Source organism: Streptococcus sp. 1343 (assembly GCF_013277355.1).
GTDB lineage: Bacteria > Bacillota > Bacilli > Lactobacillales > Streptococcaceae > Streptococcus > Streptococcus pseudopneumoniae.
Genome location: NZ_VMMT01000060.1, coordinates 1 through 26,707 on the forward strand (window position 1 = coordinate 1; position 26,707 = coordinate 26,707).

At 39.9% G+C, this 26,707-nt stretch carries 22 protein-coding genes; 7 read left to right on the forward strand and 15 right to left on the reverse strand.

Annotation, left to right across the window (positions count from 1 at the left end; all coding sequences use genetic code 11):
* Positions 1-213: 213 nt before the first annotated feature.
* From HT709_RS08765 to pepO, 3 genes are all read right to left on the reverse strand, one after another.
* A complete protein-coding gene (locus HT709_RS08765; protein WP_172925686.1) occupies positions 214-2,859 on the reverse strand; it encodes an LPXTG cell wall anchor domain-containing protein in 2,646 nt (881 codons plus the stop codon).
* 427 nt (positions 2,860-3,286) lie between these two features.
* On the reverse strand, positions 3,287-3,910 hold the full coding sequence (locus tag HT709_RS08770; protein ID WP_000078994.1) for a recombinase family protein: 624 nt from the start codon (positions 3,908-3,910) through the stop codon (positions 3,287-3,289).
* Positions 3,911-4,092: 182 nt separating this feature from the next.
* Positions 4,093-5,985 (reverse strand): endopeptidase PepO, encoded by a 1,893-nt coding sequence (pepO, locus tag HT709_RS08775; RefSeq protein WP_166731872.1) that lies wholly within the window; start codon positions 5,983-5,985, stop codon positions 4,093-4,095.
* 385 nt (positions 5,986-6,370) lie between these two features.
* Between pepO and HT709_RS11925 the strand changes: the two genes are divergently transcribed.
* From HT709_RS11925 to tpx, 7 genes are all read left to right on the forward strand, one after another.
* Positions 6,371-6,724 carry a hypothetical protein gene (locus tag HT709_RS11925; RefSeq protein WP_023936003.1) on the forward strand — a complete coding sequence of 118 codons (354 nt, stop codon included), beginning with the start codon at positions 6,371-6,373 and terminating at the stop codon, positions 6,722-6,724.
* A 53-nt stretch (positions 6,725-6,777) separates the two neighbouring features.
* Positions 6,778-7,485: a ThiF family adenylyltransferase gene (locus HT709_RS11930; RefSeq protein WP_230558105.1), complete on the forward strand. Its 708-nt coding sequence runs from the start codon at positions 6,778-6,780 to the stop codon at positions 7,483-7,485.
* Entirely contained in the window at positions 7,478-8,671 is a 1,194-nt protein-coding gene (locus tag HT709_RS08785) for an MFS transporter (RefSeq protein WP_001081491.1), read from the forward strand. Before HT709_RS11930 ends, HT709_RS08785 begins: the two co-directional genes overlap by 8 nt.
* A gap of 472 nt (positions 8,672-9,143) precedes the next feature.
* Positions 9,144-9,866: a metal ABC transporter ATP-binding protein gene (locus HT709_RS08790; protein ID WP_084588572.1), complete on the forward strand. Its 723-nt coding sequence runs from the start codon at positions 9,144-9,146 to the stop codon at positions 9,864-9,866.
* Positions 9,863-10,711 (forward strand): metal ABC transporter permease, encoded by an 849-nt coding sequence (locus HT709_RS08795; protein WP_138705807.1) that lies wholly within the window; start codon positions 9,863-9,865, stop codon positions 10,709-10,711. Before HT709_RS08790 ends, HT709_RS08795 begins: the two co-directional genes overlap by 4 nt.
* A 31-nt stretch (positions 10,712-10,742) precedes the next feature.
* Positions 10,743-11,672: a metal ABC transporter substrate-binding lipoprotein/adhesin PsaA gene (gene psaA / locus HT709_RS08800; protein ID WP_138705808.1), complete on the forward strand. Its 930-nt coding sequence runs from the start codon at positions 10,743-10,745 to the stop codon at positions 11,670-11,672.
* Between the two features lie 122 nt (positions 11,673-11,794).
* A complete protein-coding gene (gene tpx / locus HT709_RS08805) occupies positions 11,795-12,286 on the forward strand; it encodes a thiol peroxidase (protein WP_000256028.1) in 492 nt (163 codons plus the stop codon).
* Positions 12,287-12,484: 198 nt separating this feature from the next.
* Here the strand turns inward: tpx and HT709_RS08810 are convergent, their stop codons facing one another.
* The 12 genes from HT709_RS08810 to HT709_RS08865 form a co-directional block, all read right to left on the reverse strand.
* Positions 12,485-15,193: an FtsX-like permease family protein gene (locus HT709_RS08810; RefSeq protein ID WP_138705809.1), complete on the reverse strand. Its 2,709-nt coding sequence runs from the start codon at positions 15,191-15,193 to the stop codon at positions 12,485-12,487.
* A gap of 1 nt (position 15,194) precedes the next feature.
* Positions 15,195-15,896, reverse strand: a complete 702-nt coding sequence (locus HT709_RS08815) for an ABC transporter ATP-binding protein (protein ID WP_000323361.1) — start codon at positions 15,894-15,896, stop codon at positions 15,195-15,197.
* A gap of 118 nt (positions 15,897-16,014) precedes the next feature.
* Positions 16,015-16,707: a phosphoglycerate mutase gene (locus HT709_RS08820; protein ID WP_000240129.1), complete on the reverse strand. Its 693-nt coding sequence runs from the start codon at positions 16,705-16,707 to the stop codon at positions 16,015-16,017.
* A 145-nt stretch (positions 16,708-16,852) separates the two neighbouring features.
* A complete protein-coding gene (ileS, locus tag HT709_RS08825; protein WP_172925687.1) occupies positions 16,853-19,645 on the reverse strand; it encodes an isoleucine--tRNA ligase in 2,793 nt (930 codons plus the stop codon).
* A gap of 252 nt (positions 19,646-19,897) precedes the next feature.
* Positions 19,898-20,779, reverse strand: a complete 882-nt coding sequence (locus tag HT709_RS08830; protein WP_172925688.1) for a DivIVA domain-containing protein — start codon at positions 20,777-20,779, stop codon at positions 19,898-19,900.
* An 8-nt stretch (positions 20,780-20,787) separates the two neighbouring features.
* A complete protein-coding gene (locus tag HT709_RS08835; protein ID WP_001032411.1) occupies positions 20,788-21,573 on the reverse strand; it encodes an RNA-binding protein in 786 nt (261 codons plus the stop codon).
* Positions 21,570-21,833: a YggT family protein gene (locus tag HT709_RS08840; RefSeq protein ID WP_000576513.1), complete on the reverse strand. Its 264-nt coding sequence runs from the start codon at positions 21,831-21,833 to the stop codon at positions 21,570-21,572. Before HT709_RS08840 ends, HT709_RS08835 begins: the two co-directional genes overlap by 4 nt.
* The gene (locus tag HT709_RS08845) at positions 21,833-22,372 is read right to left on the reverse strand and encodes a cell division protein SepF (protein ID WP_119947054.1); all 540 of its coding nucleotides are present in this window, start codon (positions 22,370-22,372) and stop codon (positions 21,833-21,835) included. The genes HT709_RS08840 and HT709_RS08845 overlap by 1 nt, the downstream gene beginning before the upstream one ends.
* Before the next feature lie 9 nt (positions 22,373-22,381).
* Positions 22,382-23,053 carry a YggS family pyridoxal phosphate-dependent enzyme gene (locus HT709_RS08850; protein WP_166731381.1) on the reverse strand — a complete coding sequence of 224 codons (672 nt, stop codon included), beginning with the start codon at positions 23,051-23,053 and terminating at the stop codon, positions 22,382-22,384.
* Between the two features lie 4 nt (positions 23,054-23,057).
* Entirely contained in the window at positions 23,058-24,317 is a 1,260-nt protein-coding gene (gene ftsZ, locus HT709_RS08855; RefSeq protein ID WP_172925689.1) for a cell division protein FtsZ, read from the reverse strand.
* A gap of 16 nt (positions 24,318-24,333) precedes the next feature.
* Positions 24,334-25,707 carry a cell division protein FtsA gene (gene ftsA / locus HT709_RS08860; protein WP_023936022.1) on the reverse strand — a complete coding sequence of 458 codons (1,374 nt, stop codon included), beginning with the start codon at positions 25,705-25,707 and terminating at the stop codon, positions 24,334-24,336.
* A 218-nt stretch (positions 25,708-25,925) separates the two neighbouring features.
* The gene (locus HT709_RS08865; RefSeq protein ID WP_001055261.1) at positions 25,926-26,630 is read right to left on the reverse strand and encodes a TIGR02206 family membrane protein; all 705 of its coding nucleotides are present in this window, start codon (positions 26,628-26,630) and stop codon (positions 25,926-25,928) included.
* Between the last annotated feature and the right edge of the window lie 77 nt (positions 26,631-26,707).

Below are 26,707 nucleotides of genomic sequence, written 5' to 3' on the forward strand. Positions count from 1 at the left end.
GTAACATATACATACGGCAAGGCGAAGCTGACGTGGTTTGAAGAGATTTTCGAAGAGATTTTCGAAGAGTATTAGAATTATAAAAAACGCATAATATCAAGTGTAGAAAAGTTTGATATTATGCGTTTTATCATGAAAAGATTTTCTAAATCATCTCCTCAAATTGATTTTTTCACAGTCTAAAATATTTGATAGATAAACTATGAATTGGAGTTATTCTGACTCCTTACGAAAGCTAAATAATCCAGCAGTTAGAGTTAACATTCCAAATAGGGTGGCGAGAATTGAGTGATTTTCTCCAGTATTTGGCAAAGTCTTAGCTACTTGTTTCGAAATAGTTTCAGTCTTAGTTGCTAACGACTCAGCTTGAGTTTTTGTACTACTTGCGTCATTTCCTTTTTGTTCAGTATTACTACTATTTACAACTGGAACAGGAGTTGTACTACCTCCGTTATCACGGCTTGCGGCAACTTTGAAAGTCATAGCATAGATACTAAAGTGATTGGTTTCAAAAGTAACCTTATCTGTATCTTGTTTGAACTTCAATGCCTGTAAAGTACCATCTGGAGCAACATAGTAAACATTTTCAACTGGCTTATCAGCAGAAAGACTTACTAGAACCATGCCATTTGGCTGGATAGCTTTACCATTCGCGTCATATAGATGAATGTCAAATGCCTTGTAGTCTTTTGATTCAAGTGAAGTCGGCTTGGTTTCTTCTACCTTGATATAGCTGACATTTTTGAGTGTTGCTTCTGAACCATGCACTTGAACGCTTCCAGCTTTGTTCGAAAGAACACGAGTATTGTTTGGGATGGCTGGGTTAAGCGTAGGCGTTACAGGAGTTGTCGGTGTTACTGGAGCAACTGGATTCACAGGTTGTTCAGTTGGTTTCTCTGGCTTAGCAGGTTGTGGTTGATCAGCTGGAACAGTAGGAACACTTGGCTGCTTGTCTGGCTTAGGTTGCTCGCTTGGCTTAACTTCAGGTTTCACTTGCTCGGCTGGTTTTTCAGCAGGGTTCTTAAATAAGAAAACGTAAGTATCGTAGGTTTCACCAAATAGATTGTATGAATGAGTTTTAGTTTTCTCATCATAGCGATTTGTTTCTTCACTTGGGAATCCTGGATAATAGAGTTCTTCCAGTTTTCTATCCTTAGTTAATGTATAAACCTGAATATCTTCTTTCTTCTCTTTTGATTTGATAGTTAAAGAGATGCCACCACCTTGGAGAGTTCGATTTGTTCCGTAAGTTGGATTTCCATTTCTATTAGGAACTTCATAGAAAATTGTATAAGCTTCGTAGTTCATTCCTTCCAACTCTGGAACTTTTACTCGAACAAGAGCAGGTTTAAACTTACTGTCCATATCTCCAAATCCGCTACCTTTAAATTTTATCTCTTTACCGTTTTCGAACATCGGATTATTGAAATTCGAATTAAAAGTATTTACTTTTATATGAGATCCTGCATGAAGCAAGTCTGGTTCAGCTGTCCACCAACCGTAAGAGGTTTTTTCTACATTTTCAGCAGGAAGTGGAGCAGCAAGGTCGTTTGTTGTTAGAGTAGGACGACCTGTTCCATTATTAAACCAACGTTTTGGCTGGTCGTTGCGATAAGGAACCTTTTGTAATCCAGCATTTTCAGCTGGCTTCACTGGTTTAGCAGGTTGTGGTTGCTCTGCAGGTTTAACCTCTGTTTGAGGGTTTTCTGCTGGTTTTGTAGCCGGAACGGGTGTTTCAGCAGGTTTATTTTCAACCGGCTTGTTCTCAGCTGGTTTCGGCTGCACAGTTGGTTCAACTGTCTCCGCTGGTTTCGAAATTTCAGCAGGTTTTTCCGTTTCCGCTGGTTGCGGATCTTTCGGTTTTTCTTCTACTGGTTTATTTTTAGTGTAAATAAAATAGTAGCGGAAAAGATTATCTCCTTTACCATTTTTGTAACCAGAACCACGCAAAGCATAGGCTGCATCATAACTAACTCTGACAACCTTTGGATCTGGATCAATATCTGGATGATCTGCAGCGGCTTTTACAACGTGGCTAAAAGTGTAGTCGGAGAATTTTTTTGCTGTTAGTATTCCATCTGCGCTATCTTTGTCATGTACGTTCCATGTAGAGCTAACTTCTGCTTGTTTTGGACTATCAATTCTTGATTCAGTAGTGTATCCATGTTTTTGGACAAGATCAGCATCTAAGAAATCTGCTTGGATTTCATATTTTCGAACGCTTATATCTGAGAATGCTGGCACGGCTCCAGGTTTTTCTGGGATTAGTCTATGGATCAGTTCATCCATATCAACTCCGTCAGCAGCCCAAAGCTTCTCATTAGCCTCAGCTATCAGTTTATTGTACTCTTCTTGAGTCTTAGCTGCTCCTTTCTTATAGGCTAAATCCTCTGCTACCATCTTCTTCATCTCTTTAGAATCTGTTATAGGTTGTTCTGGCTCAGGTGTTATGATTGGTAGACCTGGCTCGGGTAGCTGATTGGTTGGATCGACGTTGTATTTTTTCTCGATCTCAGTATTTTTCTTGTCCTCTGCGATAGCCTCATCTGTTCCGTTTGCAAGAATGTTGCCCTCGGTCGAAGGTTTTTCGACAGGCGCGGGCTCTTCTACCGGCTTTTCAGCAGGTTTCGAAACTTCTTTGTCTAGCTTTGGTTTTGGTTTAGCGATTGGGTCGAGCATACTGAAATCAACCCAGCTACCATTAGGTTTTGGTGCAGGTGTTGGTTGAGCAACATTAGGTTTAGCAGCAACATTTGGCTGCGGCGCAACGTTTTCCTCGGCACGCACCAAAGTTGGCACGGCAGCACTAAGAGTTACAGCAGAGAAAGTGACAATACCTAGTTTAGTTAGTTTATTCATAATTTTTCCTCCTTGGGAATGTAAAATTGCCTTTTTAGGCTTATAAAATAACAAAATCAACTTCCTTTCAAGACCACAAAAGCAAAATTTTGAGCCAACTCATTCTCTAAACATTTAATGTTCTTGATAGAAGCCTTAAATGAACCTTTATCCATTAACTGAACAATACAGCTATTACACTATTACATATCTTAATAATTTTTCAATTTTTTGTTACCATAAGCTCGCTAACTACTTTAGAGATAGGGAACTAAGTGTATCGCGTAACGACCGTTAAACGATACACAAAAAATACCAGTCTAATACAGGTTAAAAACACTGTTAAACTCGTATTTTTTAAATATTCATATTGTTGTTTTGACTGTTTCATCAAACGGTCGTTAATCGAAACAAATTTACAGCTTCATTCTACCATTTTTCCCTATTTTTAGCAATGATTTTCCGTTTTTTTTTGACGATTGTTCGCCACTTTATTGCGTTCTAACACTTTATATAGGGTTGATGTAGAAATTTGTTCAGCTTTTGCAATATTACGTATGCTTATATTTGAATGTAGATATTTGTTAAGTATCCGCTCCTCCTTTTCTTTTGAAATCCGTTTTGCTCCTAATCTAACACCATTTTCCTTAGCTTTTCGAAGTCCTTCTTTTGTGCGAAACCTCAGATTTTCCAGCTCATTTTCTGCCACAAAGCCTAAAATGACGCAAAGTAACCTGCCAATAAGAGAGTCTGTTTCTAGTTTTTCATGCAAACTGACTAGCTGAATATGATATTCATTAAATTGTTCAATAAGTTCTAGTAGCTTAAACATAGATCGAGTCAGTCTATCTAACTTATAGATAGTGAAAGTAACCTGCTTGCCATCTTTCGAAAAGTCAGAGGCCAGTTTTAAGGCTTTTGTAAGTTCAGGACGAGTGTTATTTGCACCAGATTCCTTTTCTATAAAAAGTTTATCGCAATGTTTGAGAGCTTCGATTTGCACTTTCAATCCTAGGTCTTGCTTATGAGTAGATACACGGGCGTAGCCTATGTTGATAGTCTTTTGAGACATAAAAATCCTCCTGTTATCTTGATACGGAGGGATATTTTACTATGAATTTTAAAATAAGAAAAGACTTCAATTTCATAATCCCTATGAACTACACCCCAAAAGCTAGATTATTCTATCTAACTTTTTAGGGTGTACATAGATAGGGAAGGTGTAATTATAGGAGTTTTACTTGTCTCTTTGTATTACCAAATAATCACGCGCTCTTCTGGTGAACGCCACATACCGTCTCCTTCTTTGACATCATAGGTTGTAAAGAAATCATCGAAGTTTGGTACTTGTACATTGACACGGAGTTTGGCTGGCGCGTGCACATCGACGCTAGCCAAAAGTTTCATAAATTCTGGACGACCTTTCATGCGCCAAATGCGACCGAAGTTGTAGAAGAATTCTTCTGCTGAGAAGTCTGCTTCTCTCTTAGCTGCTTCAAGCGCTGCAGCGATTCCTCCCAAGTCAGCCACGTTTTCTGACACAGTCAATTTACCGTTAATGGTTGCTCCATAAGAATCCTGTCCATCAAATTGGTCAATGACTTTTTGTGTTTTCTCCTTGAAGGCAACATAGTCGCTCTCTGTCCACCAATCCTTGAGGCTACCATTTTCATCAAAGGACGCTCCGTTGGTATCAAAGGCGTGGGAAATTTCATGAGCAATAACCGCCCCAATACCACCGTAATTAGCAGAAGATGACTGATGCAAGTCATAGAAAGGTGCCTGTAAAATAGCCGCTGGGAAGACAATCAGATTCTTCTGTGGATTGTAGTAGGCATTGACCATGTGAGCAGGCATACCCCATTCCTTGTAGTCAACAGGCTGGTTCCACTTGCTCCAACTGTGCTTGATTTCAACACGCGCAAAGGCTAGAGCATTATCAAAAAGACTGGCAGTTTCATTCACTACCTTATCCTTGTAACGTGCAGGCAATTCTTCTGGATAGCCAATATAAGGTTTGATAACATTGAGTTTGACGATGGCCTTGTCACGAGTTTCTGGAGTCAGCCAGTCATTTTTAGCCAAGCGTTCCTTATAGACATCAATCATAGTTGCTACTTTTTTCTCCACATCCGCCTTGGCTTCTGGAGAGAACTTCTCACGGGCGTACCAAAGACCCAGGGCTTGCTTGAAAGGTTCCTGTGCTAGATGATAAGCTGCTTTGACCTTATCTTTTGCCTCTGGAACTCCAGAAAGGGCACGGCTGTAGGCACCAGACAAAACACGGATATCCTCTGTTAAATAGCTGGTTGAAAGATTGACTACACTTAAAATTAAGTTTGCTTTGAGAAGAGGCCAAGCCTCTTCACTATAGAATTGATCTGCTGCTTGCCAGAAACGTTCCTCGTCTACAATAACCTTGTCTGGTACTTGTCCAAGAACAGCTTGGAAGAAGTCATTCAAAGGTAGAGCAGGCGCGAATTTCTTGAAATCTTCGTAAGAATATGGATGGTAAAGCTTGGCATATTCTGAACCTTCTTCATTAGAGAGCACCACTGCCGCAACTCGACGGTCCAATTCAAGTCTTTTTTCTAGCAAGTCTTCAATTTCTTCATCAGAGAAATCATAAGCCTTGAGGAGATTTGCGCTGCTTTCTTTCCAAAGAGTCAAGAGCTCTTCGCGCTGAGGATGTTCTTCTGCATAGTAGGTCGTATCTGGCAAGATTGTGCTTGGAGCGCTAGCCCATAGAACATTGATTCTAGCATCCATAAAGTCTGGCGATACACCAAAAGGAAGGAAGTTTGGTTTTCCTGCAAGCTCAAACTCTGCTAGTTTAGCTGTAAAATCCGCAAAAGTCTCCAACTCTTGGAATTCTTTAAGGAGTGGTAAGACAGGTGTGATACCGTCAGCTTCTCTCTTGTCAAAATCACGAACTAGGCGGTGGTATTTGACAAAGTTTGCCAAGATAGCATCCTCAGGCACCTCTTCACCTGCTAACCACTTGTCTGTTGTCGCCAGCATCAAGTCTTCAATTTCCTGATCTAAATCAACAAAACCTCCCGTTTGAGACTTATCTGCTGGAATTTCAGCTGTCTGTTGCCATTCTCCATTGATAGCATCATAAAAATCATCTTGATAACGTGTCATCTTGTTCTCGCTTTCATTTGTATTTGTCTTTATCTTAACAAAAATCACTAGGGAATGCAATTAAAAATGAACTTTCCTTTTCTATCATTTTTCAGTTAGTATTTCAATTTTTTAAAAATTTTTTAAAAATTCACAAAAAAATTAATTGTCTGAAAAATGAATTGACAAAAAATATATAAAATGATAAAATTCTATCTATCTCATAGCTTTGCTACTTGAAATTTAAATATTAGGAGGTAGATTTTATGCTTAAGCAAAAACGTGTTCATTCTGTAAGTATTGCAGGAATCGCAGTGCAGTAAAGGATAGTAATACTTTCTTCACCGAGGCTGGTAACTAAACTTTCTCTAGTTACCTTTTCTTTTAATTGATATAAGGAGATATAATGGATCTACTAAAAGCTCGTCCAAAACTAAAAAAGGCTTACCCAGTAGTATATAAAGACGGATCGGTCTATATAGGTGGGTTTGGAGAAATTACAGAACATGAAGACCCTAGCGGAGCTATTGAATACATGCTCAAAAAAATGGATGGAATTAATACTGTCGAAAAAATCATAAGAGAAGTTTCAGAAACCTACAGTGAACTATCACCATCTGATGTAATGGAAGCTATTGATGAAATCAGTAAAGAACGATTTATCGAGGATTTAAATCTTACTGGTTCTAAAATATTATTCAAGTATGAATTAGAACGTTATCACAGAAACATCAACTTTTTTCATCTTACGCAACTTTAAGTGAAAATAAATATATTTCTCAAAAAAAATTAATTGATTCAAAAATTGGAATTATTGGATTAGGCGGATTAGGATCTCACATTATATATGACTTAGCTGGCTTAGGTATAGGAGAAATAAAAGCTGTTGAATTTGATGTCGTTGATATATCTAATTTAAATAGACAAATTTTATATAACTTTGATGATATAGGAAAGAGTAAAGCAAGTATAGCAAAACAACGCATCTATGAATTTAATCCTCAAATAAAATTTACTGTTGATGAAAAGAAAATCAATTCATCTGAAGATGTTGTTGAATCATTCCGAGGATTCGACTGCTTAATACTAGTTGCGGATAGACCTAAAATCAAACTAGCAAGATGGGTAAATGAAGCTATAGTAAAGCTGAATATTCCTTTATTTTGTGCAGGTTTAGAAGCGCAACGAGCCCTGCAATATACTATTATCCCCAAAATATCTGGATGCATAGATTGTTGGAGAAATACTATCCAAAAAGAACACCCTATTTCTCACCTAATCCTTGAAGAAAGAACTCGTTTAAATTTAGTTGGTGACAATACTGCCATAGCTCCTCTAGTATCTGTAGCAACTGGTATCATTTGTTCAGAAGTTACAAAATATATCACTGGTATCGGTGAATTAACTACTGTAGGCCAATTAAAATCTATAGATATGAATACAATGACTACAAAAATAGCCGAGCATTGGCATATAGATCCCAATTGTATAACCTGTCGTGGAGGTAATATTATTGAATAGAAATTACAAAATATTGTGGCTAACATTTCTTGTATCCAACTTTGGTGATTGGCTAAGAAAATTAGCTCTACCTTTGCTAGTATTTGAGAAAACAGGATCTCCATTTCATATGGCTACTCTATACGGTATTTCATTTTTACCATGGATTTTATTTTCTCTAGTAGGAGGTATATTAGCAGATAAATTCAAAAAAGTATATATCATTTCAATATGTCATTTAATCTCATTAGTCATTCTAAGTTTGCTAATAATATCTTTTAAAAATGATAATATACTCTTACTCTTAATTTATATTTTAACCTTCCTGCTCTCCTCTACAGAGCCATTAGTCCACCCAGCATTTCAAAGCTTGTTACCACAGATTGTAACAGACAATCAGCTATCAAAAGCCAATTCAGGAATCCAACTTATTGACAATACATTAAATCTTATTGGTCCTATGATTAGTGGTTCTGTTCTATTACTTATTAATCCAGCTAAAGTTTTATGGGTCAATGCTCTTACCTTTTTAATTGCCAGCCTATTAATTCTCTGCATAAAAACTCCAGAAAATACACTAGTAAATATCTCTAAAAAAGAGAGTCTTTCTAAAACAATATCTATTGGTTTGCACTATGTAAAAAATGATAAAATCATCCTAAGTGGAGCTATTCTTTTTTTTGGAACAAACTTTGGCATTCATATATTTCAGGCCAACTTAGTTTACTATATTACAGATGTTCTAGGCTATACCTCCTTTCACTATGGATTAATACTCTCAATAGCTGGTGTAGGAGCTATATTAGGTGCTATTCTTGCCCCTGAATTAATTAAAAAGTTTAGATATGGAAAAATCCTCTCCATCAGTACAATGCTAGCTGGTCTATCTACTATGTTGCTATCAATTAACACAAACTATATATATATGGGAGTATTTTTAGGTTTGAGTAATATGTTTGGCAATATCAATGCCATTACATATTTTACGTTACGACAAAAAGTTGTCAAAAAAGAAATGTTGGGACGTGTTGTTAGCATTACTAGAATGATCTCATTTGCTTCTATCCCCTTAGGAGCATACCTTGGAGGGATACTTGTTTCACATAACTTAACTATCATAAGTATTCTAATATTAGCAGGTACTATAAGATTTCTTGCAGGGGGATTTAGTTACTTTAGTCCATTAACCAAAAGTAAAAACTATTGATGTTTAAAGTGTGATATACTTATTCAAAATAATTCATCAAAGAATCGCTCATACTCAACAAAAATCAAAGGGTAAACTAAGGGGTTATCCATGGATAGATTAAAACACTTTTTGAAGTACAGATAGTAAATCTAATTAAAGAATCTTTAAAATCATAAAAACGCATAATATCAGGTGTATAAACCTTGAGATTATGCGTTTTATTAGACCTCCTACTAAATATATAGCAAAATAGAGTTAGTTGGAGCTGGAGTAGTACAATGCTGCTTCTAAGGCATTTTTATAATTTACTTTGAATTTCTAACAATGTTTTAAAAAACTCGGTGGACTATTCCAGATTCAATCCACTATATATTGATTCCCTTGTGTGATGTGTAAAGATTTTTTAATGACTTATTTTAATTTTTTCAAAAATTAACTTGACTTAATTTTTTTTTTAATGTATATTAAGAGACAGGAGGAATACAAGTTTATGATACGTATCGAAAACCTCAGTGTCTCCTACAAAGAAACGTTGGCACTTAAGGATATTTCACTAGTGCTCCAAGGACCAACAATTACCGGCATCATTGGTCCAAACGGCGCTGGGAAATCAACACTATTAAAAGGTATGCTGGGAATTATCCCACATCAAGGTCAGGCATTTCTCGATGACAAGGAAGTTAAAAAATCCTTACACCGAATTGCCTATGTCGAACAAAAAATCAATATCGACTACAACTTTCCCATCAAGGTCAAGGAATGCGTCTCGTTAGGACTCTTTCCCTCTATCCCTCTCTTTCGAAGTTTAAAGGCTAAACATTGGAAGAAAGTGCAAGAGGCCCTTGAAATCGTCGGCCTAGCTGACTACGCTGAACGTCAAATTAGTCAACTGTCTGGAGGTCAATTCCAGCGGGTCTTGATTGCCAGATGTTTGGTGCAGGAAGCCGACTATATCCTCTTGGATGAACCCTTTGCTGGGATTGACTCTGTCAGTGAGGAAATCATCATGAATACGCTGAGAGATTTGAAAAAAGCTGGGAAGACGGTTCTCATCGTTCACCACGACCTCAGCAAGATTCCCCACTACTTCGATCAAGTCTTACTTGTCAATCGAGAAGTGATTGCCTTTGGTCCAACAAAAGAAACTTTTACCGAAACCAATCTAAAAGAAGCTTACGGTAATCAACTCTTTTTCAATGGAGGTGACCTATGATTGCAGAATTTATCGATGGATTGCAAAAATTCCATTTCCTACAAAATGCCTTGATAACAGCTATTGTCGTCGGGATTGTAGCTGGAGCCGTGGGATGTTTCATTATTCTACGCGGGATGTCACTCATGGGAGATGCCATTTCACATGCTGTCTTACCAGGTGTAGCCCTCTCCTTCATCTTGGGCCTTGACTTCTTTATCGGAGCCATTGTCTTTGGATTGCTAGCTGCCATCATCATTACCTACATCAAGGGAAACTCGATTATCAAAAGCGATACCGCCATCGGCATTACCTTTTCTTCTTTCTTAGCCCTCGGTATCATCTTGATTGGTGTCGCTAAAAGTTCAACTGACCTTTTCCATATCCTTTTTGGTAATATCCTAGCCGTCCAAGATACGGATATGTTTATTACTATGGGTGTGGGGGTAGCCATTCTCTTGTTAATCTGGATTTTCTTCAAGCAACTCTTGATAACATCCTTTGATGAACTCTTGGCTAAAGCCATGGGAATGCCTGTCAATTTCTATCACTACCTTCTCATGGTACTCCTGACTCTCGTGTCTGTGACAGCCATGCAAAGTGTCGGAACTATCCTGATTGTAGCCATGCTGATTACCCCAGCTGCAACTGCTTATCTGTATGCTAATAGCCTGAAAAGTATGATTTTCCTTTCCTCAACCTTTGGAGCGACAGCTTCAGTTTTGGGGCTCTTTATCGGCTATAGCTTTAACGTTGCGGCAGGTTCTAGTATCGTGCTTACAGCCGCTAGTTTCTTTCTCATTAGCTTCTTTATCGCTCCCAAACAACGATATTTGAAACTGAAAAATAAACATTTGTTAAAATAAGGGGCAAAGCCCTAATAAATTGGAGGATTTAATGAAAAAATTAGGTACATTACTCGTTCTCTTTCTTTCTGCAATCATTCTTGTAGCATGTGCTAGCGGAAAAAAAGATACAACTTCTGGTCAAAAACTAAAAGTTGTTGCTACAAACTCAATCATCGCTGATATTACTAAAAATATTGCTGGTGACAAAATTGACCTTCATAGTATCGTTCCGATTGGGCAAGACCCACACGAATACGAACCACTTCCTGAAGACGTTAAGAAAACTTCTGAGGCTGATTTGATTTTCTATAACGGTATCAACCTTGAAACAGGTGGCAATGCTTGGTTTACAAAATTGGTAGAAAATGCCAAGAAAACTGAAAACAAAGACTACTTCGCAGTCAGCGACGGCGTTGATGTTATCTACCTTGAAGGTCAAAATGAAAAAGGAAAAGAAGACCCACACGCTTGGCTTAACCTTGAAAACGGTATTATTTTTGCTAAAAATATCGCCAAACAATTGAGCGCCAAAGACCCTAACAATAAAGAATTCTATGAAAAAAATCTCAAAGAATATACTGATAAGTTAGACAAACTTGATAAAGAAAGTAAGGATAAATTTAATAAGATCCCTGCTGAAAAGAAACTCATTGTAACCAGCGAAGGAGCATTCAAATACTTCTCTAAAGCCTATGGTGTCCCAAGTGCCTACATCTGGGAAATCAATACTGAAGAAGAAGGAACTCCTGAACAAATCAAGACCTTGGTTGAAAAACTTCGCCAAACAAAAGTTCCATCACTCTTTGTAGAATCAAGTGTGGATGACCGTCCAATGAAAACTGTTTCTCAAGACACAAACATCCCAATCTACGCACAAATCTTTACTGACTCTATCGCAGAAGAAGGTAAAGAAGGCGACAGCTACTACAACATGATGAAATACAACCTTGACAAGATTGCTGAAGGATTGGCAAAATAAGCCTCTGAAAAACGTCATTCTCATGTGAGCTGGCGTTTTTTCTATGCACACATTTCCGGTCAAATCATTGGAAAATTCTGACTGTTTTAGATACAATGGAAGAAAAAAGATTGGAGTATCCTATGGTAACTTTTCTCGGAAATCCTGTGAGCTTTACAGGTAAACAACTACAAGTCGGCGACAAGGCGCTTGATTTTTCTCTTACTACAACAGATCTTTCTAAAAAATCTCTGGCTGATTTTGATGGCAAGAAAAAAGTCTTGAGTGTCGTTCCTTCTATCGATACAGGTATCTGCTCAACTCAAACACGTCGTTTTAATGAAGAATTGGCTGGACTGGACAACACGGTCGTATTGACTGTTTCAATGGACCTACCTTTTGCTCAAAAACGTTGGTGCGGTGCTGAAGGCCTTGACAATGCCATTATGCTTTCAGACTACTTTGACCATTCTTTCGGGCGCGATTATGCCCTCTTGATCAACGAATGGCACCTATTAGCACGCGCAGTCTTTGTCCTCGATACTGACAATACGATTCGCTACGTTGAATACGTGGATAATATCAATTCTGAGCCAAACTTCGAAGCCGCAATTGCAGCTGCTAAAGCCCTATAGAAAAAATCCTCTGTCACAAANNTTTGTGACAGAGGATTTTTGAATATTAGTAAATAGAAGTTCAATCAGCTAAAAACAACCACCTTATACTCTTCGAAAATCTCTTCAAACCACGTCAGCTTTATCTGCAACCTCAAAGCGGTGCTTTGAGCAACCTACGACTAGCTTCCTAGTTTGCTCTTTGATTTTCATTGAGTATTACTCTACAGATTTCAAGGCTTCTAACATATCAACCTTTCTCAAATGATGATTAACAAAGAAACCAAGCAAGGTCAAAATGATACTTACTGCTGCCACTGAGATTACATAGACTTCCCAGCCTACCTGTGGATAAAAGAGAATAGTCGCTGGTGAAATCATTTGAATCAAAAATTGGTGTAAATAGAAACCAGATACCAGACCAAGGACGATTCCAACAAGGGACAGCACAATCGTCTCACGGTAAATGTAGAGAGTGACTTCATTATTATGAAAACCGAGAACCTTGATAGTGGAGAGTTCACGGATTCTTTCAGCTACGTTGATATTGGTCAAATTGTAGAGGATAACAATAGCCAACAGAACCGACACGATGACCAAGATGGTCATGGTCTGATTGAGTGAGCTAGCGACGGAGTCAAAGAGGCGAATGGCTGAAGCATTTTGGACAACACTGGACACCGCAGCTTGATTCATAAGTAAGCCTGCCTGTCTTTCGATACTAGTAGCACTGGTATCTCTTAACGAGACCAAATAAGTGTTGGCTTGGGGTAGCTGTCCGTAAATTTGCTCATAGCTAGCCTGACTCATATAAATAAAGTGACCAACGTAGTTCTCAGTAATGGCAGCAACCTTTAGTTCCTTACCTTCAATTTCGAAAGTCTGCCCAACCTTGACACCTGCCAGCTGGGCTAGTTTAGTTGTAATAACGACTCCATCTTTCAATGTCAGCTCCTGCTGATGATTTTGCAGATGGATAAAGGGAGTCAAATCTTCCTTATCTGTCATCATAAGGGTAATAGTCTGAAGACCAGCCTTACCTTTGAAATCCTTATCTAGCGTTTTTGAATAGATTTTCTGATAGGTTTGAATATCCTGCCCTTTCAACACTTCTTCCAACTCTGCCTTGTCTTGATTGGTCGCACTAGGATTTTCAGAGACAATCATTTGATACTGTTGGATTTGTTGAAACTGTCTAGACGGAACTCCTGCTACAGAGGATTGGATGCCCAAGCCTGCAAAGAGCAGAGCGACTGAACCTGCCACACCAAATATTGTCATCAACATCCGCTGTTTATAACGGAAGATATTGCGGGCTGTTACTTTATGGGTAAAATTGAGACGACGCCAAATAAAACCGATACGCTCCAGTAAGATTTTAGCTCCTTTAACAGGTGGTTTAGGCAGTAAAAGCTGAGCTGCTTCATCGTGAAGTTCCCTCCGAGCCACCAGATAGGCTGGTAACACACTCGCCAACCAACTCAAGCCAAGAGCTAGTATGCTATAGGTCCAATAGAACTGAATCTGAGTTTCTCCCACCACCATACCTTTTGTAATAACACTTGAAATCACACTGGCTAGCAAATAATGGCCAAGTATACTACCTAGAGCTGTTCCGACAGTCCCAGCTACTAGACCGTAAAGGAGAAACTTGGCAATAATATCCTTGCTACGATAACCCAAGGCCTTAAAAATCCCTGCATGTGTTCGCTCTTCATCCACAAAACGGGTCATAGTTGTAAAGGTCACCATAGCTGCTACGGCATAAAGCACTACAGGAAAGATATTGCCCACTGCCCGAATACTGGCTGAAGCATTACTGTACATGAGGTAGCCTTGACCACCTGGCATGGTCTGACGATTATAGACTTGATACTTGGGCTCAGCTAATTCATCCAAGACTTGCTGATGTTTTTCTAATTTTTCCTTTTCTTGGGCTAGATTTTGTTCAGCCTGCTTTAGTTTGTCCTCTTCCTTGCTCAATTCCTGCTTGGCTTGGGTAAGTTGAGCAATGGCTTGCTCTCTCTGAACTTGAGGTAGCAAAGATAATTGACTTTCCTGAGCCTGTAAACGAGCTTGAGCAGTTGCTAAACGACGCTTGCCTTCCTGCAAATTAGCCTGTGCCTGGTCAAGGGTCTCTTTCCCCTTATCGATAGATTCTTGGCCTTCTTTTTTCAAGAGCTGCAGACGTGCCTTGCCATTATCTGATAAAGTTTGTTCAAGGTCTTCCTGATGTTGCTTGGATTTTTCTTCATAAGCTACTGAAAAGGCATTTAAGCCTGCTAAATCTTGATATTTCAAACGAGCTATATTGTAGACTTTCTGATCAAACTGACTAGGTAAAATCACCCCGTAGGCTGTCAGAGTCCCACTTCCACTTCCTGCATAGCCCATATCTCGCTGAGAGAGGATTTCAGCCGAATCCACAAAACCAGTAATGGTAAAAGTATGGTCTTTTAAAGAGGAATGACTGCCTTCTTTTTCTTTAAAACTAATCTCCTGTCCTACGCTATATTGACTCTGCAGATGACTGGCCAAAGCAATTTCCTGGTCTGACTGCGGAAGTCGTCCCTCTCTGAGCTGAAAGGTTGAAATTCGCTCTGGTTTGGAGTACAGCCGAATAGCATCCTGCCCATTAGCCATGGTCACATCTGTCAAGTAGCCAAACTCGACCTCTGCGCCCTCTAACTGTTCTAGTTCTTCTTGATCTGCTTGATCCAAACCATAGTTAGACATGACTGCCAAATCCAAGGTTTTAGCAGTTGTGAAATAAGCATTAGCGGTCGCCTCCATATTGGGGCCAGTTACTTTGAGACCTACTAGGGCTAGAGAGCCCAACATCATCAGGGTCAAGATGGATAAAAAACGCCCCTTGGAGCCTGTGAAGGACTGAATTAAGTCCTTCCAATAGGTTTTTCGCTTAATCATGCTAGTACTCCAAACTATCTATATCCTGAGGATGCTGGTTGATCACCACATCCTTGACACTGGCATCGTGCATATGAATCACGCGATCAGCAATAGGAGCTAGCGCGCTATTATGGGTCACAATAATCACTGTTGCCCCTTTTTGACGAGACATATCTTGGAGAATCTTCAAGACTTGCTTGCCCGTCTGATAATCCAAGGCACCTGTTGGTTCATCACAAAGGAGCAGTTTAGGATTTTTAGCTACCGCGCGTGCAATGGAGACTCGCTGTTGCTCCCCTCCAGAAAGCTGGGCTGGGAAATTATTTAGACGATGAGCCAGACCTACATCTGTCAGCACCTGCTCAGGATCCAAGGCATCTGTCACGATTTCAGAAGCCAGTTCCACATTTTCCTTAGCAGTCAGATTGGAAACTAGATTGTAAAACTGAAAAACAAAACCCACATCATTTCTACGATAATTGGTGCGCTGGTGGGAACTATAGTCTGCAATATTGACACCATCAATCCAGATTTCCCCCTCGTCATTGGTATCCATGCCTCCAAGAAGGTTAAGAACCGTTGACTTACCAGCACCTGACGCACCAAGGATAATCACCAGCTCCCCTTTTTCAATCTCAAAATTCACATCACGATTGGCCACAATCTCCGTGTCCCCAACCTGATATCGCTTGTAACAATGTTTCATCTCAATATAAGCCATCAGACCCACCCTCTCTCAAACAAATTACTTCCTACTACCATTATAACGCTTTTTCAACTAGTTGGAAACTGGGAACAAAAACAAAAAGCCTAGAAATCAATTCTAGACTTACATTTTTTTATTTTCCAAGGTAGTATTCAGAAACTACGTTCAATTTTTCGTCGAATTCGAATACCAATGGTGGGAAGTTAGGGATTTCCACGTCCATGATCTCGTCATCTGACAAACCTTTGATGTGTTTTACAAGGGCACGGATTGAGTTACCGTGAGCTCCTACGAATACGTTTTTACCATCTTTAAGAGCTGGAGCGATTTTATCTTCCCAGAAAGGAAGGGCACGTTCCAAAGTCACTTTCAAGTTTTCAGCATCTGGGATTACTGAGTCGTCAAGTGAAGCGTAACGACGGTCTGTGTGAGCTGAGTGCTCATCATCACGGTCCATGTTTGGAGGCAATACATCGTATGAACGACGCCAGATGTGAACTTGCTCATCACCAAATTGCTCAGCAGCTTCAGCTTTGTTTTTACCAGTCAAACCACCGTAGTGACGTTCGTTCAGGCGCCATGATTTTTCAACTGGAACCCACAATTGGTCAGAAGCTTCAAGAGCCAAGTTCGTTGTTTTGATAGCACGTTTCAATACTGAAGTGTAAGCTTGGTCAAATTCGATACCAGCTTCTTTGATCAATTTACCAGCGTCAATCGCTTGTTGTGTACCTTTTTCAGACAAATCAACATCAGCCCAACCAGTGAAAAGGTTAGCTTTGTTCCATTCAGACTCACCGTGGCGAGCAAAAACCAATTTTACCATTAGATGGATTCTCCTTCAAATTTTCCGAGGTTTCCCCTCGTTTATCTATTCTATTCTACACAATTTTTCACAAAAAAGCTAGTCAAAACCAAAAAGGAAAGGACTGTTTGGCAATCCTTTTCCTTCTTAGTATCATACAACAACCTTACTTCTCTTCAAATCCTTCTGCGACTGCGTCCGCAAAGTTTTCTTCTACGATGCTTGCACAGTGGTCACAGATGACTGCCTGGTAGGTGCGTTCTGCTGTTGTTGGGTCGGTGCGACGGCAACGGTCACATACTTGGCCTGCAGCGCGTTCAACAGTGAAGGCGACATCTTCAAAGCTAAGGGCAGCTTCCGGAGCTGGTCCCTCTGCGATGGTCAACTCAGACACGATCAAAAGTTGAGCTACATTGCTGTTTACTGCTTCGAGTAGAGTTTTCACCACTTCATTTGGATAAACTGTCAAGTGTGCTTCAAGTGATTTCCCGATAACTTTTGCATTACGAGCTTCTTCCAAGGCTTTTTGTGCTTGTCCACGGAAGTCCATGAAGGCTGCCCATGTATCCAAGATTTCTTCTTGGTTAGCAAAAGTTTGAACTTCTGGTAATTCTGACAATTGGACGAAGTCTTCGGCTTCAAACTCAAGGTATGACCAGATTTCTTCCGCAGTGTGAGGAAGGATTGGTGTCAAGAGTTTGGTGATTTTGACAAGAATGTCATAGAAGACAGTCTGCATTTGACGGCGTTCGAGTGATTTGGCACCTTCGATATAAACAACATCTTTGGCAAAATCAAGGTAGAAGGCTGATAAATCAACGTTGATAAAGTTCACCAAGGCCTTGTAGATTGTCAAGAATTCAAAGTCTGCATAGGCATCACGAATGGTCTTGACAAGCTGGTTAAAGCGAATAGTCATGTACTTATCAACTGAGCGAAGCTCTTCGTAAGCGACTGCATCTTGAGCTGGGTTAAAGTCAGATGTATTGGCAATCAAGAAACGAAGGGTGTTACGGATCTTGCGGTAAGTTTCAGAGACTTGGCTCAAGATATCCATAGAAATACGCACGTCGTTGCTTGAGTCCACACTTGTTACCCAGAGACGCAAGATTTCCGCACCAAATTGTTTTTCAACATCACTTGGGGCAATGGTATTTCCAAGAGATTTGGACATCTTCTCACCTTTACCATCAAGGGCAAAACCTTGTGACAAGATTTGTTTGTAAGGTGCTACGCCATGGTTGGCAACAGATGTGATGAGTGATGAGTTGAACCAACCACGGTATTGGTCAGAACCTTCTAAGTAAAGGTCTGCTGGGTAAGTCAACTCAGGACGGTTTACTACCACTCCATTCCATGATGAACCTGAGTCAAACCAAACGTCCATGATATCAGTTTCTTTTTTGAACTCGCCGTTTGGTGAACCTGGATGAGTAAATCCTTCTGGCAAGAGGTCCTTAGCATCACGTTCCCACCAAATACTTGAACCATGTTCCTCAAAGAGTTGAGCCACGTGTTCAATAGTTTCAGCAGTCATAATCGCTGTACCGTCTTCAGCGTAGAAGATAGGAAGTGGAACACCCCAAGCACGTTGACGAGAGATAACCCAGTCGCCACGGTCACGAATCATATTGTAAAGACGAACTTTACCCCATTCTGAGTGGAATTTCACTTTTTCAATTTCGTCCAGGATTTCTTGGCGGAATTTAGAAACTGAGGCAAACCATTGTGGAACTGCACGCCAGATAATTGGTTTCTTAGTACGCCAGTCAAATGGATATGAGTGAGAGATTTCTTCTTGGGCAAGAAGGAGGTTACCAAGTTTTTCAATAACAGTTGGAACTACCTTTTCATAGAATTGGCCTTCAAACTCAGGACCAGCATTCTTCATCATGATACCACGTTCGTCAACAGTCACTGCGACTTCAAGACCATTAGCAATACCAACATTGTAGTCGTCCTCACCAAAACCAGGGGCTGTATGGACAATACCAGTACCAGAGTCAGTAGTAACGTGATCACCAAGGATAACCAACTCATCTACAGCTGTATCCCATGGGTGTTCTGTTACGATGTGGTTGAGTTCTTGACCACGGTAAGTTGCCAAAACTTGAGCATCAGCCCAACCAAATTTCTCAGATAAGCTAGTCAATAATTCTGCAGCAACGACAAACTTACGAGCTTCACCAGCAGGTTGAACCAAGACGTAATCAATATCCGCTCCAACAGTCAAACCACGAGAAGCTGTGATAGTAAATGGAGTTGTTGTCCAGACTACGATATAAGTCTCTGTATCTAGAACACCTTTGCCATCTTTTACCTTGTTGGCATAATAAAGGGAAGTCGAAACCAAATCATGGTATTCAATCTCTGCTTCAGCAAGGGCTGACTCAGATGACCATGACCAGTAAACTGGTTTTGCACCACGGTAGATATAGCCTTTATTAGCCATCTCACCAAATACACGGATTTGAGCTGCTTCATAATCAGGAGTCAAAGTCACATATGGATTTTCCCAGTCACCAGAAACACCCAAACGTTTAAAGTCTTCACGTTGTTTATCTACTTGAGAAAGAGCGTATTCACGGCAAAGTTTCAAGTACTCAACCAAGTCCATTTCTTTACGTTTGACACCTTGTTTTGCCAAAACTTGCTCGATTGGCAGACCATGAGTATCCCAACCTGGGATAAATGGTGCGTAAAAACCTGACATAGATTTTGAGCGAACAATGATATCTTTTGAAATCTTGTTCATAGCGTGTCCAACGTGGATATTTCCGTTCGCGTATGGAGGGCCATCATGCAAGGTGAAATGAGGTTTTCCTTGGTTCAATTCTTGACGACGTTGGTAAAGTTTTGCATCTTCCCATTCCTTTTGCCAAACTGGCTCTTTGGTAGGAAGGCCTGCACGCATTGGGAAAGCTGTTTTCCCAAGATTAAGGGTATCTTTGAGTTTCATGGTATCTCCTTTATAAATAATCACAAATTAAAAACCACGACTGCCAAAAAGGACGAAAATCGTGGTACCACCTTTATTCGGAAAAAGATTTAGTCTTTCTCCCTCTTATCCCGTAACGTGGGGAACGTCAAATCCTACTAACTTCAGACTTGAGTTTTTGAGAGGATAATCTTATCAATAGGGATTACAGGACTCACACCATCTCCTGCTCGCTGGAAATATAAGGATAAGATATTGTTCTCAGAATATTTCTTATAAAATTGTAACGGATTCTTGCGGTGCTTCAAATCCTGGTGCTGAATCAAATGTTTCTGTAGCTGGTGTTGGAGCCGAAGGATGTACTGGAGCTACTTCTGGTTCTTCATACATTGGACCAACTGGATGAGCAGTCTCTTCTTCAATTTGAGGACTCACTACAGGAGTTGGATTTTCCACTTCCTGTTTAGTCTGAGCTTCAAATTCAGCCAATTCTTTATTGGCTGCTTCAATACGAGCCTGTAACTCTGCCATTTCTGCTTGAGAGAACTGACGTGTCATATCAATTGGTTCTTCCTCAATTGGAGCTGGAATCGGTTCTCCAAGTACCTCGCTAACCACTTCTTTAAAGGCTTCATCACTGGTTTGAAGATAAGTAGCTGTTGGGCGAAGAATATCTTCCCAATCTGAAGATTCAACAATAGCTAACTGACTCTCAATTGTAGATTTAAGACGTTGGTGGAAGACACGGCTCTTGTTCTTCAACTCTTCGGTTTCAACAGCAACTTTCTTAGCATTGTCTGTTGCTTGACGAAGAATCTCGTTTGCCTTATATTTAGCTTCTTCCAACAAGCGTTGCGCATCCTGCTCTGCTTGATGAATGATATTGTTTGAACGTTCATGTGCTGCTTGTTTCACTCGCTCAGCTGTGTCTTGGGCAATCAATACAGACTGGCTCAATGAATCTTTCATTTCGTCAAAGTAAGACAAACGCTCTTCTAAACTCTTAATACGCAAATCTTTATCATGATTCGCACGAACAAGATCTTCGTAATCACGAACCACAATATCTAAAAATTCATCGACTTCTTCTGGATCAAAGCCTCTGAATCGAGTTCCAAAGGTCTTGTCCTTTATTTCTAATGATGTAATTGGCATTCTATTCCTCACTTACTTAATAATAACTGGACGGTTATTTTTTTCTTCTCTTTTTTCGTTTGTCCCTTATCTTGAAGTAATCTCAAGCGACCAAATTTTCTCACACTAATCAAATCTCCAACTTGAACAGTGTAATCTGATTTGTCTACCACATGATAATTTACTTGGACAAGTTTCTTTTCAATCAACTGGTTTGCTTGATTCCTAGATAGTTTCAAAACATTTGATAAAAGAACATCTAATCGAAAACTAGACACAGATAAATCCAGTTCTCGATACTGTTCTAGCTTATCTATTTTCTCGGCGAAAGGACGTTCCTCCAGCGAAACAGGTATACGACCAATTTTCTTTAATCCATCTTGAAAGAGAAGAAGAAACTGCTGATTAATCATAATCTGCGCCCGTTCTTCATCTACTAGGATATCTCCAAAAAGTTTCCGTTCAATCCCTAATTGATTGATGACTGTCCCTAAAATCTTAGCATGCGTTAAATGTTCAAATTTATTGGAATACACAATTTCCTGAAGAGATATTTCAAAATCTGAAAACTCTGGTTGGAAATAATCTGGGTATAATAAAACTCGAACATACTCACTCGAGACAAATTCCCCACTACTGCTACAAGCAAGACCATAGGTTTTGGCCAAAATCTTTAATAGCTTCTCCTGATGAGGATTGATAAAAGGAGTTAAAAAAGGAGCATAGCTATCTTCTACCTTCTTTATCCATTCCATTCCCTTGTCAAGAAAGGGACGATCTTCTATGGAGAAATGCTGATAAATCCCTTTATTCATCCTATCATCGCCAGAAAACGGACTAGGTTTTCTCCTAAAAATCGAACCAAAACAATCGCAACCCAAACAGATAAATCAAGGCCCGCTATCTGTAAAGGCAGGCGTTGCAAGGGAGCAAGCACTGGTTTTACCAACGCTACAATCCAACGACCTAAACTGGATTCGTAGGCACCTGGAAACCAAGACATGACAGCGAAGGCTACCAAAATCAGGGAGTAAATATCCACTGCATTATAAATCATACGAATTAAAAAAATCATTATCGTACTCTATTTCGCTTCATATCAAAACCGAACTCACCCTGTTGATCTTCATCTGGTAAACGGATATCTTCAACATTTACAATAACATTCACTGGTGTCAACAGATACATGGTAGAAGCTACTTTTTTCAGACTTCCAGCTAGAACATGGCAAGCCCCATCCAGGTAATCCAAACAACGACGAGCCTGCACTTCAGTCATATATTGAAAATCAATCAAGATACTTTCGTTTCCTGCCAATAAATCAACAATTTCTGTTGCATCTTCATATTTTCTAGGATAACGAACATCTATAATGACCTTATCCGTTGCACGCTGACTCTGATTTGCCAATTCCTGTTGTCTTGCATGAAGTCTGGTGATATTGTTCTCCTTTGTTCCAGCTGATTGTGGAGTTTGAGTGATTGGGAGAGCCGGTTCCTGTGAAGAATTTACTGGAGTAAACACAGGCTCATCTCTTTTTTCATAAGGGAGACTTGAATCCTCATCCTCCGTAAAATAATCTATAAATCTATCGAATCTATCTTTTAAAGACATGGTTCTCTCCTACTTAAAAAATGCTGTACCTATACGAACAAAGGTGGAACCGAATTGAATCGCTTCTTTATAATCACGACTCATTCCCATACTTAACTCGGTCATAGGCATATTTGGAATTTGTTTTTCTTGGATTTCTCTTTGTAAATCTTGGGTCGCCTTGAAAATTTCTTTCAACTGCTCACTTCTAGCCTCAAAAGGTGCCATCGTCATTAAACCAACATATTCAATCTTATCTAGTCTGGCTAACTCTGGCAAGATATCCAGCAGTTCCTCTCTCGAAAAACCGTGCTTGCTTTCTTCTTTAGAAATATTTACTTGAAGGAAACACTTGATGACTCGGTCACTTCTTTTTTGGATTTCCTCCGCTAACTTTACTGAATCCAAGGCATGGAAATAATCAACGTATTGAATGACATCTTTCACCTTACGTCTTTGCAAGGTACCAATCAAATGCCAAGTCACATCTCGATCTTTTAAAGCTTCATATTTTTCCAGAAACTTATCGACACGATTTTCACCGATATGATGAACACCTAGCGGAAGCAAGGCTTCCGCTGTCGGTACATCTACATACTTGGTAACTGCAATGACAGAGACTGAACCACTCTCTCGATGAGCACTCAGACTAGCCTCTGCGACTTCTCGAAAAACAAGTTCTGTATTTTCTTTTACATTCATTTACTTAACGATTTTTGAAAAATGGAGGTGTATCCAATTCATCTTCATCTTGTGATGTTGGGGCTTCAAAGCGTTCAACTGGAGAAACGACTGAATCTGTTGTACGAACAATCGATTCACGGCGAAGATCCCAATCACCAAAAGCAGATGCCTGAGTTGGTTCCAAACGACGTGGATTTTGTTTTGGCAATTCAGCTGTTTCTGCCATATCAAAATGACGATCAAAGCCATGTGAATGAGCTGGTTTCACTGTCTCACGGTAGTTAGTAGTCGGTCTAGCTTGTGTAGCAACAGCCTTCTCTACGCGGTCTTGACGAACACCCGTTGCGACAACTGTTACACGAATTTCATCACGCATACTTTCATCAATTGAAGTACCGAGCCAGATGTTCACTCCTTGACCTGCTGCCTGGTTCACAATTTGTGAAGCCTCCTCAGCTTCAATCAAGGTTAAATCGAGACCACCAGTTACGTTGACAATCACATCTTCTGCTCCATCAATTGTTGTTTCAAGAAGTGGAGAGTAAATTGCCTTACGCGCCGCTTCCACCACACGTTCTTCTCCACTACCGATACCAATACCCATGAGAGCATTCCCTTTATTTGCCATAACTGTTTTCACATCGGCAAAGTCAAGGTTAATCAATCCTGGATTGGTAATCAAATCGGTAATCCCTTGAACACCTTGACGAAGAACGTTATCCGCTTCGCTAAGAGCCTCCAAGAGCGGTGTTTTCTTATCAACAATTTCAAGCAAGTTGTTGTTTGAAATAATCAATAGAGTATCTACATGCTCACGAAGTTGGTTGATTCCTTCAACGGCAAATTGTCCACGTTTGCTTCCTTCAAAACCAAAGGGACGTGTCACAACACCAACTGTAAGAGCACCTAAATCTTTGGCGATACGAGCAATAACAGGAGCAGCTCCAGTTCCAGAGCCTCCTCCCATACCAGCAGTGATGAAGACCATATCTGCGCCACTGATAGCTTCCGTCAGTGTTTCTTCGCTTTCTTCAGCAGCTTTACGACCAACCTCAGGTTGACCTCCTGCACCCAAACCACGAGTCAATTTAGGTCCCAACTGAATAACAGTCTCAGCTTTTGTACTACTCAATGCTTGTACATCTGTGTTTGCTGCGATAAATTCTACGCCTGTAACACCTTCGTCGACCATACGGTTGATGGCATTGCCACCACCTCCACCGACACCAATTACTTTAATCACTGCACCTTGAGCAGCAGCTGTATCAAATGAAAATGTCATAATTTATTTTTCCTCTTTATTCGTCAAACATGCTTCCGATCAAGCCACGGAAACGATCTGCTAATTTCGGTTTATTTTGTGAAGCTTGTTGGAAATCCGCCATTGGTTCTGTAGGCGCCACCGGCTCTACTTCTGGAGCAGGAGCTGGTTGAACAGGCGTTGATTGTACAAACTGAGCTGTCTTTTGCAGCATCCCACCAAAGCTAATCGGCTGATGACTTAAGTCATTCTCACCTTTTATCGCTCTCTGAGCCAAAAGATTAACTTCTGTTAATTGACCCGCAAATTCTGATAAACTAATCACATGCGCAAAGGCTGGATTACGGATACCAACTTGATTTGGAACATAAAGCTTGACACGGACGCCAAAGACTTCCTGAGCAAGTTCAACCATACCTGGTAAAATGGCATTCCCACCGATTAAGACAATACCACCAGGGAGCTCCAATAGACGTCTTCTATCTAATTCTTGCTTGATTTGCTCAAGGATGTGCTTAATTCGTGCAGAAATAATTTCTGACAAGTAGGCTTCCGTCACTTCGACTGCTTCTACTTCTCCAATAACTTCTACTTGGAAGGTTTCTTTGCTTGCAAGAGGCGGATAGGCTTCCCCGTAATTCAGTTTCAAGCCTTCCGCTAATTTGCGAGAGGTTTTCAAAACCTTGGAGATATCTTTAGTTACATAATCTCCACCTTCTTGGAGAATATGTGTGAACTGAAGTTCTTGGTTACGGATTGTAGCGACAGTCGTTTGACCTGCTCCCATATCAATCACTGTAGCACCAAATTCACGTTCACCTTCGTTCAAAACTGATTGAACCATTGCTAGTGGTGAAATAATAACATTTTCAACCTGTAGTCCGACACGTTCTACTGTCTTACGTAGGTTATGTAAAATAGTGCGAGGACCTGTATAAAGCAAACCACGCATTTCAAGACGAACCCCCATCATGCCACGTGGGTCACGAATCCCTTGGAAACCATCCACAATAAATTCTTCAGGAATAAAGGTAATGACTTCACGGTCAGGTGTCATACTCTTTGTCAAAGCTGATTTGACAACATTTTCAACATCTTGATCCGTAATTTCCTTGGTATCAGATGTTACTGGAATCATCCCTTGAGTTGGTTCTACCTGCAAAAGATTACCAGGCAAGCCGACATTCACTGATTTAATCGAAATGCCTGCCTTTTCTTCTGCTTGGGAAATGGCTGACTTGATAGCAGTTGCTGCTGCATCAATATCAACAATAATTCCATCCTTTACACCTTTACTTTTGGCATTACTCACGCCAATTACATTTAATTCACCATTTCTCTGCTCGGCTACAAGCACCTTGACAGAGCTTGTTCCAATATCTAGACCTGTAAAAAAGCCTTCTCTAGCCATTACATCGCATCCTCTCTATCTTCCAAGTTTCGCACTTCGTATTATTCCATAGCTAAACTTAGGCATAGCTATTCACAGAATATTATAACACAAAAAATTTAATCATGCTTGCTTTTTTCCTAAATTTCCCAGCCAATTTTTGAGTTTCTATGTTCAGAAATTCTTATTTTATAAGCTGCTTGTAAAAACTCTCTAAGACAAAAAAAGAAAGCTCTGTGTTAAGCTTTCTTTGCAATCATTTTTTCTGCTTCTTGAGCTAAAAAGAATTCTAAGATTTTCTTAGTCAAACTGATAGTAGCTACCAGCACAATTGAAACAAGTAAATAATTAGCTACTAGACCATGATCCCCAACCAATGGCGGTTTTGTCAAGAATCCGTAATCCCCACCTGTTACCAAATTGACCACAAAAATCAAGGCATTTAGGGCAAAGGTCATGAGAAAAATTCCCTTCACATCCAGCAATTTCGCACTATACTGTCTCAATAGATAAACTAGAGAGTTCCCCAAGAGTGCTAAATGACCAAAGATAAAGGATAAAATGGTGATATGTGGAAAAGGGTAAGCATCTGGCACTGGATAAACAAAGGCTGCTAATGTCCCAAATGTTCCCAATAATGCAAAGTATTGTTTATATTTGGACTGACCAGGAAGCAAGAGTACCACAAACATAGCCATACGGCAATGGTAAAAGGGTAGGCTTTCTGACAATGGCATATGATTGACCCAGTACCAACCATAAAGAAGGATCAACTGAACGGCCTGTAAAATCTGGAAAAATCGTTGGTAAACCTTCTTTTCACGATAGCGATAGGCTGTATAAAAGGTCAAGGCTAAGAGCGTAAATAGGCTAACATACCAAAAAAGGTCAAATTTAGGTGGTTCTGTTGGCTGAGTTGTAAAAAAAATATCCCATAAATTCATCTAGTCTTCCTCATAATTCAAAATTTTCCTGCATATTATTATACCATGCTATTTGTCAAAAATGGATTTAGAAATAC

Bases quoted from the DNA above. Each gene is read 5' to 3' on its own strand.
- HT709_RS08765 (WP_172925686.1), bottom strand. From the start codon at position 2,859: ATGAATAAACTAACTAAACTAGGTATTGTCACTTTCTCTGCTGTAACT.
- HT709_RS08770 (WP_000078994.1), bottom strand. From the start codon at position 3,910: ATGTCTCAAAAGACTATCAACATAGGCTACGCCCGTGTATCTACTCAT.
- pepO (WP_166731872.1), bottom strand. From the start codon at position 5,985: ATGACACGTTATCAAGATGATTTTTATGATGCTATCAATGGAGAATGG.
- HT709_RS11925 (WP_023936003.1), top strand. From the start codon at position 6,371: ATGGATCTACTAAAAGCTCGTCCAAAACTAAAAAAGGCTTACCCAGTA.
- HT709_RS08790 (WP_084588572.1), top strand. From the start codon at position 9,144: ATGATACGTATCGAAAACCTCAGTGTCTCCTACAAAGAAACGTTGGCA.
- HT709_RS08795 (WP_138705807.1), top strand. From the start codon at position 9,863: ATGATTGCAGAATTTATCGATGGATTGCAAAAATTCCATTTCCTACAA.
- psaA (WP_138705808.1), top strand. From the start codon at position 10,743: ATGAAAAAATTAGGTACATTACTCGTTCTCTTTCTTTCTGCAATCATT.
- tpx (WP_000256028.1), top strand. From the start codon at position 11,795: ATGGTAACTTTTCTCGGAAATCCTGTGAGCTTTACAGGTAAACAACTA.
- HT709_RS08810 (WP_138705809.1), bottom strand. From the start codon at position 15,193: ATGATTAAGCGAAAAACCTATTGGAAGGACTTAATTCAGTCCTTCACA.
- HT709_RS08815 (WP_000323361.1), bottom strand. From the start codon at position 15,896: ATGGCTTATATTGAGATGAAACATTGTTACAAGCGATATCAGGTTGGG.
- HT709_RS08820 (WP_000240129.1), bottom strand. From the start codon at position 16,707: ATGGTAAAATTGGTTTTTGCTCGCCACGGTGAGTCTGAATGGAACAAA.
- ileS (WP_172925687.1), bottom strand. From the start codon at position 19,645: ATGAAACTCAAAGATACCCTTAATCTTGGGAAAACAGCTTTCCCAATG.
- HT709_RS08830 (WP_172925688.1), bottom strand. From the start codon at position 20,779: ATGCCAATTACATCATTAGAAATAAAGGACAAGACCTTTGGAACTCGA.
- HT709_RS08835 (WP_001032411.1), bottom strand. From the start codon at position 21,573: ATGAATAAAGGGATTTATCAGCATTTCTCCATAGAAGATCGTCCCTTT.
- HT709_RS08840 (WP_000576513.1), bottom strand. From the start codon at position 21,833: ATGATTTTTTTAATTCGTATGATTTATAATGCAGTGGATATTTACTCC.
- HT709_RS08845 (WP_119947054.1), bottom strand. From the start codon at position 22,372: ATGTCTTTAAAAGATAGATTCGATAGATTTATAGATTATTTTACGGAG.
- HT709_RS08850 (WP_166731381.1), bottom strand. From the start codon at position 23,053: ATGAATGTAAAAGAAAATACAGAACTTGTTTTTCGAGAAGTCGCAGAG.
- ftsZ (WP_172925689.1), bottom strand. From the start codon at position 24,317: ATGACATTTTCATTTGATACAGCTGCTGCTCAAGGTGCAGTGATTAAA.
- ftsA (WP_023936022.1), bottom strand. From the start codon at position 25,707: ATGGCTAGAGAAGGCTTTTTTACAGGTCTAGATATTGGAACAAGCTCT.
- HT709_RS08865 (WP_001055261.1), bottom strand. From the start codon at position 26,630: ATGAATTTATGGGATATTTTTTTTACAACTCAGCCAACAGAACCACCT.